At 35.9% G+C, this 11,764-nt stretch carries 10 protein-coding genes and 1 pseudogene; 3 read left to right on the top strand and 8 right to left on the bottom strand.

All coding sequences use genetic code 11. The features are described 5' to 3' along the window. Position 1 precedes the first annotated feature (1 nt). The 6 genes from pgaB to AC4CUY_RS03590 all read right to left on the bottom strand — a co-directional run bounded on the left by pgaB (position 2) and on the right by AC4CUY_RS03590 (position 6,569). Positions 2-2,035 carry a poly-beta-1,6-N-acetyl-D-glucosamine N-deacetylase PgaB gene (pgaB, locus tag AC4CUY_RS03615; RefSeq protein WP_490773676.1) on the bottom strand — a complete coding sequence of 678 codons (2,034 nt, stop codon included), beginning with the start codon at positions 2,033-2,035 and terminating at the stop codon, positions 2-4. A gap of 488 nt (positions 2,036-2,523) precedes the next feature. Continuing rightward, positions 2,524-2,862 (bottom strand): FKBP-type peptidyl-prolyl cis-trans isomerase, encoded by a 339-nt coding sequence (locus AC4CUY_RS03610; protein WP_004722677.1) that lies wholly within the window; start codon positions 2,860-2,862, stop codon positions 2,524-2,526. 16 nt (positions 2,863-2,878) lie between these two features. After that, positions 2,879-4,138 carry a DUF2252 domain-containing protein gene (locus AC4CUY_RS03605; RefSeq protein WP_419327584.1) on the bottom strand — a complete coding sequence of 420 codons (1,260 nt, stop codon included), beginning with the start codon at positions 4,136-4,138 and terminating at the stop codon, positions 2,879-2,881. A 99-nt stretch (positions 4,139-4,237) separates the two neighbouring features. After that, positions 4,238-4,861 carry an MgtC/SapB family protein gene (locus AC4CUY_RS03600; RefSeq protein WP_419327583.1) on the bottom strand — a complete coding sequence of 208 codons (624 nt, stop codon included), beginning with the start codon at positions 4,859-4,861 and terminating at the stop codon, positions 4,238-4,240. A gap of 107 nt (positions 4,862-4,968) precedes the next feature. Beyond that, positions 4,969-5,499, bottom strand: a complete 531-nt coding sequence (locus AC4CUY_RS03595) for a YaeQ family protein (RefSeq protein ID WP_004722682.1) — start codon at positions 5,497-5,499, stop codon at positions 4,969-4,971. Between the two features lie 56 nt (positions 5,500-5,555). Further along, complete coding sequence (locus AC4CUY_RS03590; RefSeq protein WP_419327582.1) at positions 5,556-6,569, bottom strand: CobW family GTP-binding protein; 1,014 nt, start codon at positions 6,567-6,569, stop codon at positions 5,556-5,558. 446 nt (positions 6,570-7,015) lie between these two features. Between AC4CUY_RS03590 and AC4CUY_RS03585 the strand changes: the two genes are divergently transcribed. Together AC4CUY_RS03585 and AC4CUY_RS03580 are read left to right on the top strand one after the other, a co-directional pair. Next, on the top strand, positions 7,016-7,243 hold the full coding sequence (locus AC4CUY_RS03585; protein ID WP_004722685.1) for a hypothetical protein: 228 nt from the start codon (positions 7,016-7,018) through the stop codon (positions 7,241-7,243). Positions 7,244-7,691: 448 nt separating this feature from the next. Then, a complete protein-coding gene (locus tag AC4CUY_RS03580) occupies positions 7,692-8,033 on the top strand; it encodes a hypothetical protein (RefSeq protein ID WP_336952871.1) in 342 nt (113 codons plus the stop codon). A 590-nt stretch (positions 8,034-8,623) separates the two neighbouring features. On the opposite strand, the gene AC4CUY_RS03575 is transcribed toward AC4CUY_RS03580, so the two are convergent. Beyond that, a complete protein-coding gene (locus AC4CUY_RS03575; RefSeq protein WP_336952872.1) occupies positions 8,624-9,145 on the bottom strand; it encodes an acyl-CoA thioesterase in 522 nt (173 codons plus the stop codon). Positions 9,146-9,403: 258 nt separating this feature from the next. Then, positions 9,404-10,282 (bottom strand): annotated as a pseudogene (locus AC4CUY_RS03570) (patatin-like phospholipase family protein); the annotation flags it as partial. Between the two features lie 245 nt (positions 10,283-10,527). Between AC4CUY_RS03570 and chrA the strand changes: the two are divergent. Further along, positions 10,528-11,736 (top strand): chromate efflux transporter, encoded by a 1,209-nt coding sequence (gene chrA / locus AC4CUY_RS03565; RefSeq protein ID WP_490773675.1) that lies wholly within the window; start codon positions 10,528-10,530, stop codon positions 11,734-11,736. Positions 11,737-11,764 lie beyond the last annotated feature (28 nt).

Here is an 11,764-nt window from a genome sequence, read left to right as displayed (position 1 = left end):
CTTAAGGAACCAATCGTTGTGGTTTAGAATCAAATACTTTACGCATTTCAGCAGTATTTGGGTGATCCTCAATTGGATCGTCGGGGTAGTACCCCACATGCATCACACCTTGTTGGTATAAAGACTGGATCGTTTGAGCAATTTCTGATGTTGGAATCTTTTGATTATTACGCCAGTTCACTGCTTGTAATTCAAAAATCGTCTTTTTAATCCCATTTGGTTGTTTCTTCACGTTTTGTACTAAATCTTTATAAAACTTAGTTGCATCTGGTGCCTGTTCCATATACGGCATTGCCATAATTGCAGTAAAGTCATAATTTTTAATCGATTGCTCTAAAGACTGGCCATACCAGTTTTCCGAATATGCTGAAAGTGCAACTTGGGCATATAAGTTACGTGCAGTCAGTAAGAATGGTTGGTAATAACGCGCCTTTTGCGCTAAATCCATTGCAAAGTTATCAATGGTCTTGGTTTTAAAATCAGTCCATTTTTGCAATTTTGCATCATCATTACGAATTTCTTCTAAATCCGCTGGTAAACCAATTTTTTGATAAGCTTTAATCGCTTCTGGACTAGCATCTTCATAATCTGAAAGTGTTGCATCATCATGGAACAAGATGCCATCAAACGTCGTCGATTTTGCTAAATCCTGATATAAACCTTCAATTACTTTACGTGCTTCTGGTGAATATGGACTTAAACGATGATATCCCATATTTAAATGATCACTGTCTTTGGCTTGCTGAGTCACCACCACATCTTTAGACGCAGGATTTGAAGTTGGTAAGTCCCAAGCCAATAACGGCATCCACGCATATAAACGACTCACATGGGTCCGAGTTTGAATCTGCCATGCAACACGGTTAAACAAATCTGCACGCATTGGTAGATAACGATTTGGGAAATACACCATATCAGCTGACCCATTCGCATCTGGATCAGCGAATGCCTGTAAGAATACCGTAGTGACATTCATTTCACGAATACGGTCTAACAGATGTCCTAAGTTTTTCTCTTGCTGCGCTTCATCTGGATCATAGATATAGTCTAAATCCACATGCATGACTTTTTGTGGACGGTTATTGTCAGTAAAATTCATCTGACGACTTTGGATTTCTTGTGCTAGAGAATCCGTAGTCATATTGCCTTCGACAAGAATGCGGTTCAAATGGCCTAACGATTTCTCAATATGGTCTGGACCATCATCTAAGCTAATGGTGATGGGCATACCCACCTTTTTAGCCAAAGCAACCGCTTCCATATTATAACGACCATATGGCCACACCATCACACGTGGTGCTTTTAAACCATGTGATTGCAATAATTTATTATTTTTTTTCAAATCACTAAAAATACGATCTGCATAGACTTTATCAGATTCATAGGTTTTACTTTTTGGATCGTATTCGCGTGTGACGGCGGCAGGCTCAGAATTGCCCTGAGGATTGCCTAAAATACCACGATGTAAATTATAACTGTGGCTACCAATTTCTACATAGCCACTTTTTTGCATGGTTTTAAGTTCATCCCAAGTCAAAAGTTTTTTACGTGCTAATTTTTCATCACCAAATTGAACCATTTCATTGGCTTTAGGTTCTAACCATGAGCCAACGACAGCGAGTACAACAGGAATTTTACGTTGTTTAATGACAGGATATGCATATTGATAAAAAGATTGATAACCATCATCTACAGTCAACAATACAGGTTTGGTGGGTAGTTTATATTTACCTTCGTTGGCTTTAATAATTTGGTCGACATTGACAAAATTATAGCCATTTTTTTGCAGCCAATCTAAATGCAGCTCAAACTGTTTCGTGGTGACAGCATAATCTGGAATCACTGCATCATGGTTCGGCGTAATTTCATGATAACCAATAATAGTCAGCGTATTTAAATCAATTTTAGGTAATTCGTGCTCTATTGGAGTTTCAGTAGCAACTTGGTCTACTTCTGCCATTGCACTATTATAAAAGGACGAAAACAATAGTGTTACGCATATCATCGCTGAAGGAGAAAAGTAACGGCTTAGCATATATTTAAATACTCGATCATCATTGTTTTTAAATCTGAATTCGTCCGTAGTACATCAATAATGAAATACTAAAATCCTTTTTCAAGACGAATTAAGCCAGAGGTTTTACAACGATGATTTAAAAGAATAAAACTGAAACGAACCTTAAAAAATAACTCTGAGCAGAATTATTTATTTGTGATATTTAAACACTTTTAAGACAAAAGTATTGTAGATGATTGTTAAGCATTGAGCAAATAATAAACAAAAAAATAAAACTATTGTGTTTAAAATCACACTATTAGATAAATAATAAACTTATAAAGTCGAATTCGGGTTATATTTTATCTGAGTAAAATATACAGAAGTCAAAAAGCCCCTCTCAACATTTTTAGTACAACATCGTGTAGTCAATAGATGCTGCATTAAACATAAAAAATAGAGATCAATTGACCTCTATTTTTATGTTTGAAGAGTGATGGCTGAGTCAATCCAGACATTTAGCAGATTTAATCACGCGTTTTGACATCAAACAGTTCAATTTCAAAAATCAGATTAGAATTTGCTGGAATAATTTTGCCCATTTTACGCTCTCCATAAGCCAAGTGTGCAGGAACGATCAATTTACGTTTACCGCCCACTTTCATTCCCATAATACCTTGATCCCAGCCCTTGATTACACGCCCTGTTCCAATCACTGTTTCAAAGTAATTGCCGCGATCAATTGAAGAATCGAATTTGGTTCCGTCTTCCAACCAGCCAGTATAATGGGTTGTAATCAAAGCACCTTTTACTGCTTCTTTACCTTCACCAACTTTTAAGTCAATAATTTCTAATTCATTTGACATACATTATTCCTATTCATCATTCGGGTTTATGCAAAGCTTTACTCATCACTGTCTTTTGTTCATTACGATATTCAGCATAACTTTTACAAAAACTTTGATAATCTTGCTCAACTTGTTGGGCGTAATTATACGTGTATTTCAACAACTGCGTTTTCCAAAGTTCTGCTTGTTCTGCAAAATTGATTAATTCATCTGCTGTTGAAGAACCTTTACGCCCTGTTGAACGTAATTGAGCATAAGCAATTAATCGAGCCATGTTATAACAGGCATCGGTAAATTTTTTAGGTTTATCTACACATTGTTTAAAATCAATTTTATCTTGTTCAGGTTGTAATGCTTTGACAATATACGCTTGTCCTTGAAAGTCTAGCCGTGATAACTGAGCCGGTATTTGATACTGCATGAGTGTTTGAATGAATTGAATGCGTTGCGCATGATCATCCCATTTTGGTTGTTGTATTTTTAGAAATGGAGACAAGCTCAAAGAGGAAGCTTGAGCCTGTTTCATATCGAATAAAGTATGGGTTTTATTTTCACTATCATAGACTAAGAATACATAGCGATTTAAGCCAATACTTCCTGTCCCCGCAATACGGAATGCGACATCTAATACTTGAAAATTTGATTGATTTTTCGCCTTGAGTGTTTTTAAATCCTCAGAAAATGTTTTTATCAGTGCTGTATATAAGCTTTTGGACTCTATTTTAAAATATTTTTTCTGATCAATCACCAAATAACGCCGCTCACTTGTTTTATCTAAAGAACAACGCGATTCAATAAATGCCACAGGATCACGCTCAGAAACTGTTGTAATATATTTCTTTAAAATACCATCGACGGTTTCTTTTTCTACTGCATAAGCTTTCCCTATTCGAAGTGCATTTAAATACTCATCTACCAGTTGTTCCGCGATAGATTTTAAATCATCGTCTCCGATATTCAGCTCTTTGCCAGCCAGAAATATACTGCAAATAAAACGGGACACATCCCACGTTGGATAGGCCAAAATTGCCTCGTCAAAATCATTTAAATCAAAATAAACCACTTGATGTCGACTACGATAACTACCAAAATTCTCGATATGTAAATCACCACAGATCCAAGTGATGGTTTGATCTTTCCATGTTTGTTGGCTTGCTAAATCTTCATAATATAAATGACATGAACCACGAAAAAAGCGGAAAGCACTGCTCGCCATTAATTTATATTTAATTGCTAGAAATTTCTCATCTCGCGACTGATTAAAATGAATAACTCGCTCATAAGGATCTCGCATCGGTTTACTCCAATACTTATACATTTCGTTAGATTAAATCGCTAAGCTGAAAATTTGATGAATAAAAAATTGAATAAATCAAGCACACTTTTTCTTGTTTTAAAAGCTTAACTCTTTAATCTCTTGATCTAAAAGCAAATAGTTTGTGAGTTTTTTGTGATTTTGAGCAGATCCTATTAACACCCAGCGCCCAACAATCTGTTTTTCAGTTTTATTTTGCACGCCACGTAAAATTTTCATATGGTATTGTTTAAATAATTCCTCATATTTATCTAAAGTTTCTTGTTGATAATCACATAAAATTCTATAGTTACGCGATTGGTGAATGGCTTCAATTCTCTCTTGAAAATAGACAAGAAATACGAGAACAACCAATACCAGTACTGTACCAACACATGCTAAATATTCATAACCAGCACCTGCGGCCATACCTAAAGCTGCCACCATCCAAATCGTTGTTGCTGTAGTAATCCCAGAAATTCTATTATCATCTTTAAAAATAACCCCCGCACCTAAAAAGCCCAAGCCAGTCAGAATATTTGCAGCCAAACGATCAGGATTTTGCACTCCAATTTTAATTGAAAGTATGGTGAATAAACAGGATGCTAAACTCACCATAATCATAGTTCGCAATCCTGCCGACTTACTGCGATACTCACGCTCTGCTCCAATAATTGCACCAATCGCCAAAGCCATAAGTAAGTGGTAGATGTCATTATTCATTGATTTTCTACATAGCTATTTTTATCACTCTAGGTATACGAAATTTGAGTAAAAAAAAGCAAGCGATTCGCTTGCTTTTCTTGTCAATTTTTATTGAACAACAATGCTTACTGTAACTGTGTCCATTCAATCACAGCTTGAGCATCATCACCAATCAAGGTCCACTCACCATCCATAACATTTAATTGCAATTGCATGGTGCGTTGACATAAAGCTTGAATTGCTGTTGTCGTCGCCTCAGACAATTGCCATACCTGAACATTTGACAATGTTTTGAGTTTAGAACTTCTTTTATACCATTCTGCAACGGCTGAACCATAGGCGATCACAGCCACTTCTTTACAACGCGCTGCCGCTTTTTTAACTTTGTCTTCGTCAGGCAAACCAACTTCAATCCATTTAATCAACTGTCCGGTTAAATCCTTCTCCCATAAAGCAGGTTCATCAGTTTCAAATAAATCTTTGGTAAATTCCAAACGTTCATCTGCAAAGCGAGCATATGCCAATACACGTACCATCAAACGTTCAATCGTTTCAGACGGATGTAATGCCATCGTGAATTGATAATCACCATATTGATGCACATCCATATTGGCAATATTCAGATCAGCCTTATAAATTGTTGCTTTTAATGCCATGAAAGTTCCAAAAAGTTCTTAAATATGGCGCACAGTCTATAAGATTTTCAAAAGGATTACTGCGTTTTTTCCGCCTGATCAATTCGACAATTCAACAAAGCCGTTTCTAAACTTTCCCAATCACGATTGTGCTGGCTAATGAGTTCGATCCGATTATCCAAGCTTTCTTCACCCGATTTATAATTCAAATTTTCAGGATTAAAATTAAATGTCATCCAACCTTGATTGGTATTGAATATCCCTTTGATGCGCAACCAGTCTTTTTGCTCACACAAGACATCTAACAAGTCATAAAAATCGAATTGCCAACGCTTTGAAAATTTCCAACCAGCAACAGTATACCCATTAGCCGTTTCAACATAGTGATAAGGTAATTGTTTAACCACAGGCAGTACTTCATCGGGGTTAAATTGCTTTTGCACTTGAATCAGCGGTACAACTTTTCTCTCCCCCCCTTGATGTGATAGATCCAGCTGTTGAATATCAAGATTACCCTGCTCTGCCAATACCCAAGTTTGAATATAAGCAAAGTAATCATTCTTAAACTGGTTTAATACCTCATGATCAGACGCAGACATGCTATCTGCATGCGAAACCACAACAATTTGTGCAGCTTTTAACTGATCTTGATAATGCGCTTGATTCACCCATTCAGAATCCTGTAAGCGACTCCCATCGATTACTGTCACCAACGCACGCATATCAATTTGCGCTTGCCATTGCGGTTCAGTCAATTGTGCCAAAAGTTGAGCGGGATGACCTAAGCCTGTAGGTTCTATAAATAGTCGATCGGGTTGTTTATCATAAATCAATCGAGACAAGGCAATTTGCATAGGCAATTGTCCTGCACAACATAAACAACCACCGAGTAATTCTTTTACTTCATAACCTGAGTCTTGTGGTAACAATTGCTGATCCACACCAATCTGTCCAAACTCATTCATAAGAACCGCCCAAGTTTCATTTTCTGGCTTCTGTTGAAGCAAATGCTGTAATAAGGTGGTCTTTCCAGCCCCTAAAAAACCAGAAATAATATGAGTTTTGACTGTTTTTTGGCTTAAAATCTTCAAAGGATCGACCCAGCATATTAAATGAAAGAAATAGATAGATATTGCGACTCTTCTTATTATTACTGAAAAATTGCCAATAGTTTCAGGTTTAACATCTATTTTTTAAATTAAATTTACAAAAACAATCCAAAACTCCAATACCACATTCATAAAGATTGCATAATGAATGTTAAGTGTAAGTAACAATGCAGTGTGTTTTTTAATCAACTTTTCATATTTCCATACACTTTTACCTATGGGTAAAAGTAAATAGATCACAAAAAAACAACATAATACAATGATTTGTTTTAAACATGTAACCCAGCCTGTTACGCTTTGTTGCTTAGGTTGCCCATTTTTTCATCTGCACTTAGCATGACATTACTCCCTGTGATCAGCAACGCATTTAACAACTGACGCTCTCACAGGTCGTTATACGATCAATTCAATGAATTAAGGATGCCAAAATGAAACTCGTTAAAACACTTTTAGCTACTACACTTGCTTTCACAGCTTTCTCAACTTTTGCTGCTACTGATACAGCTGCAACTGAAGCTGAACAAGTTGTTGTATCAACTCAAGAACAACCAGCTGCAGCTGAAGATACTCAAGCTGCCGGTCAACCTACAGCTCAACCTGCGACTGAAAGCGCTGCTGAAGCTCCAGCGACTTCTGCTCCTCAAGCAGGTCAATAAGATTTAATACTCCTCCCGAGTTAGCAATTGGGTTGTCTAAAAAGACAATCTGAATAAAAAGACTAGATCATGCTGCGATTTAGTCTTTTTATTTTTCTAATGTCTTTTACTTGATCTTTGCTGTCTTTAAACAATTAGACCCAACATATCGAAATCTGGCTTTCTTATTATTAGAAAAGAAATTTGATAACTTTATATTCTTTCTGATTTGTAATTTTTGATCGTAAAAAGAATTAATTTTTTTATTTCATATAAATAGATTCCATATTTTAAGATTTCAAAAAATATTGACCTAAAGTTTAAAAACTCAATGCCTGTATCGCTTCATTTTGCTCAACTCTAGTATAGAGAGGATTTTTGAATAATTCATATATACTCTTTTGCACTTAAATCAGTTTGTAAATTTATAATTAAAACCTGACATATCCAGACTTACGAGGAATTTAAAATGTTAAAAAAACTGATCGGTTTAGGCGTCATCAGCACCCTACTTGTTGCATGTAGCAAACCATTACCGACAGACAAACAAAACTATTCAGGCACATGGCAAAGTGAGGATGGCAGTGTAAATTTGATGATTACGCCTGAAGGACGCGTTGAATATAGCAATAAACAACCTAATTCAAGCTCATCTGTATCTGCACCAATTTCTAAATTTGAAGGCAATAACTTTAGTGCTGGCATTGGACCACTTTCAACTGAGTTTAAAGTTTCTCAAGCACCGCAACAAACTGCCAATGGGATGTGGAGCATGACGGTAGATGGACGTGTTCTTAACAAAGTCAATTAAAAGTGTGGAACTGTCTTTATAAAATTTTTATCGTTTGAATTTATTGTCAAAGCCACCTAATTATTCATATAAGTGATTTGCATCAAGTCATTGATCATAAATGAAGCTAATGTTTTTGTATGAAATTTTGAAACTGTTGGTTATCAATTCGTTTTTTTACTTTTGAATCGTAGATGGTGATCCTACCGTGGGACGACAGGGATGTCGCCGTTGGGCGGGGGGTACAGGTATAGCCCTCTTCCATGAGCAAAAACAAAGCAATGCTTTATTTGCAGCGCAAGGTTTGGCATCTCCTACATAAGTGAGGCATCGCCTACTCAAAGGTATTTAAACTTTGAATGTAGTGTGGGTCATTGTAAGCTTTTTTAAAATCAAACAATTTATTCCGCTATACAATTGATTTGATTTAAATATTAATTAAAAGAAATTATATTCTTGTGTTTGATTTTTTTGAAAGGTTAACCATTTGTTTAAATGTCAATCGCTTAGTGCTGGCAAATATAGCGCATCACGCTGACTACATTTCATTTTAATTTTGAGATTATCTAAAGCGCCCCCTCATTGGCAACGAGGGGGGAAACTTAAATCAATTAACTATTTGAAGCTTTTTTATAAATACTACAAGAAGGATGATGATTTTCTTGTAAACGTGCCACTTTACGCTGCTCAGCCGCTTCAAAACGACAGCGTTTCCAATCATTATCCAGATTTAAAGCTGGAATTTGTTGTGGTTTACCATTTTCATCTACAGCCACCATGGTGAAATAGCAACTGTTAGTATGACGTACTGTACGTTTTTGAATATTTTGTGCTTCAACACGAATCCCGATTTCCATTGAAGTACGACCAACATGGTTTACACTGGCAAGAAAGCTGACCATTTCACCCACATGAATTGGTTCTTTGAAATTCACTTTATCGACTGAAAGTGTTACCACATAACTACCTGAATAACGACTTGCACATGCATAAGCGACCTGATCAAGTAGCTTAAGGATGGTTCCACCATGTACATTACCTGAAAAGTTTGCCATATCTGGGGTCATCAAAACGGACATGGTTAATTCTGACTGGTCATCTGTAGCTGGGATCATTTGATCTAATGGAGACATCGTATTCTAGACTCTATTTTGGCAGGAGATTTAAGTCTATTATTATATATCTTTTCAACTAAAAAACATGTTTAATTCGGCAATTGACCATTCTCTCAATTTATGATTATGAACACTGTCATTTATTTGATGTATATCTTATTGGTTTATCAATCATTTTCTATTTATTCAACATGTTTGCTACGATATTTCTATATTTAGGTTTTTTCTGATCCGAATACTTGGTGTTGGATTTTAAAGTACTTCTAACTGTTGATCTTAGTTCTGGACTTGAAATTGCTGTTGAGCAGTTTCAATACTTTTCTTACTGGCAATAACCACTTCTAGATCATGCATACGTTGATTAGCTGCATCCATTCCAGCTTGCATAGTATCCTGACGACCTTTTACATCAAAAATATGTGCTTTTTCACGCAAATCTGGCTGAATCACAATATCTGCATTTTTTAATTCTTCAGCCGCTAATCTATTTTGCATGATATTGATATTTTGGTTAAATAGCCCCCAGACATTACTCGTTTCAGTATTGACAGGTTGTGCCAATATATCCACCGCAATCACGATATCTGCACCTAATTCTTTGGCAATATTCACAGGTACAGGGCTTACTAAACCACCGTCAACATATTCCTTACCTTTAATTTTGGTAGGAATAAACATGCTTGGAATAGATACAGAAGCTCTCACAGCCTGACCTGTATTACCATAATTAAAAATCGTCTTTTCACCATTTTGTAATTCTGTAGCAACAACATACATAGGTATTTTCATTTTTTCCAAAGGCATTTGATTGATTTGCTTATTGACATAATCTTCAACTTTTTGCCCATCAAAAAAACCTTTCATGCCAATTTTAAAATCACGTACATCACCCACTTTCATATTGAGTGCAATTTGGCGTAGTTGTTCAGGCGATTTTCCACTGGCATAAATTGAACCAACAATACTTCCCGCACTTGTTCCAACAATAAAATCAGGTTTAATACCATGTTGCTCCAACACTTCAATTACACCAATGTGTGCATATCCACGCGCGCCTCCACTGCCCAAGACCAAGGCAATCACAGGTTTTTTCTTTGATAATTGTTTGTATTGATAAAAAGTATAGTCCAATCGCGAAGAGGCTTCCAAAACCTGTTGTGATGCCAATATACCAGCTTGCGATTTTTTTTCGGGTGAGTGTGCACATGCAGTTAGTAACAAACCACAAAACAAAGAAGCAAAGATTTTCTTTAACAATGACATATACTCTCAGATCATGGCACAATCTAAATTCGCCTGTATCTAAGCATAATTTGCAATGATTTGCTGTTGTATTTATTTATTCTGTCATGATTTTCGATTAGATTTTAAAAATCAATGTCTAAAATAATCCTAAAAATATGCCCACACTTTTTGAAATTTTTTGGATTTTTTTAAAATTAGGCTGTAGTAGTTTTGGCGGTCCAGCGGCGCATTTAGTGTTCTTTAAACAAGCTTTTGTAGAGAAAAGAAATTGGTTAAATGAGCAGCAATATGATCAACTGCTTGCACTTACCCAAATGCTCCCTGGCCCAAGTAGTAGTCAAATGGGCATGGCTATAGGTTGTTTACAACATCGATATTTAGGCGCAATTGTCGCTTGGATTGGATTTACTCTCCCATCAGCACTGCTAATGTTTGGCTTAGCAAGATTCATTCAGCAGCATCCAGTTTTTAATCTAGCCTTATTTTCAACAATTCACTCAATCATCTTAGCAATTATAGTCTTTGCTTTTTTACAGATGTTTAAAAGCTATTGTAAAACCAAACTACAATTTACCTTAATGCTGGTCAGTACTGTGTTGCTACTCTTATTTTCCAATGCATGGCTACAACTTGCGATTATCCTTGGTAGTGCTATTTTAGCCATTTTAATGACACGATTTAAATATATTCAAAAGGATTCAAATGTTTTTGCTAGTGGTAATCAGCAAGCAAATTTTAATGTATTACCGAGCTCTTATCATCACAACTCAATCTGGTTGATTGGCTTTTTTTCAATTTTTTTTGCCCTGTGCGTAGCAATGCTTTTTTCCAACAAGCTACTATTTCAAGCCAGTTTTAGTTTCTATAAAACAGGTGCTTTAGTCTTTGGTGGTGGCCATGTGGTTCTTCCCATGCTTCAGCAAGATTTTGTCGATACAGGCCTAATCAGCAAACAAGATTTTGAATTAGGCTACACACTTGCGCAATTTATGCCAGGACCACTCTTTAGCTTTGCCAGTTATCTTGGTGCATATTTGCCCCTTACAACTTTTCCCATTGTAAATGCTGTCATAACAACACTGTTGATCTTTTTACCTTCTTTTTTCTTTGTTTTTTTAGCTTTGCCTTACTGGTCTAAGCAACTTGTGAATCCTTATATTCAAAATTCTGTGATACTCATCAATGCTGCAGTTGTTGGATTTGTCCTGTCTGTGATTATCCCTATGCTACAAAAAAGCATGGAAAATCCATTAGATATCGTCACCACCTGTTTAATGCTGTTGAGTTTAGAACTTAAAATTTCAATTTTTATCAGTATTCCTAGTCTTTTATTTATTCATTATGCCTTGCTAAATTTCATTTAAAAAGCCAGTGATATCACTGGCTTTTTAA

The organism is Acinetobacter sp. 778_lipA (assembly GCF_058242985.1).
Note: the sequence above shows the minus strand (reverse complement) of the source record. Positions and strands in the feature narration are given on the sequence as shown.

Coding starts and splice junctions, on each gene's coding strand:
- pgaB (WP_490773676.1), bottom strand. CDS start 2,035: ATGCTAAGCCGTTACTTTTCTCCTTCAGCGATGATATGCGTAACACTA.
- AC4CUY_RS03610 (WP_004722677.1), bottom strand. CDS start 2,862: ATGTCAAATGAATTAGAAATTATTGACTTAAAAGTTGGTGAAGGTAAA.
- AC4CUY_RS03605 (WP_419327584.1), bottom strand. CDS start 4,138: ATGCGAGATCCTTATGAGCGAGTTATTCATTTTAATCAGTCGCGAGAT.
- AC4CUY_RS03600 (WP_419327583.1), bottom strand. CDS start 4,861: ATGAATAATGACATCTACCACTTACTTATGGCTTTGGCGATTGGTGCA.
- AC4CUY_RS03595 (WP_004722682.1), bottom strand. CDS start 5,499: ATGGCATTAAAAGCAACAATTTATAAGGCTGATCTGAATATTGCCAAT.
- AC4CUY_RS03585 (WP_004722685.1), top strand. CDS start 7,016: ATGAAACTCGTTAAAACACTTTTAGCTACTACACTTGCTTTCACAGCT.
- AC4CUY_RS03580 (WP_336952871.1), top strand. CDS start 7,692: ATGTTAAAAAAACTGATCGGTTTAGGCGTCATCAGCACCCTACTTGTT.
- AC4CUY_RS03575 (WP_336952872.1), bottom strand. CDS start 9,145: ATGTCTCCATTAGATCAAATGATCCCAGCTACAGATGACCAGTCAGAA.
- chrA (WP_490773675.1), top strand. CDS start 10,528: ATGCCCACACTTTTTGAAATTTTTTGGATTTTTTTAAAATTAGGCTGT.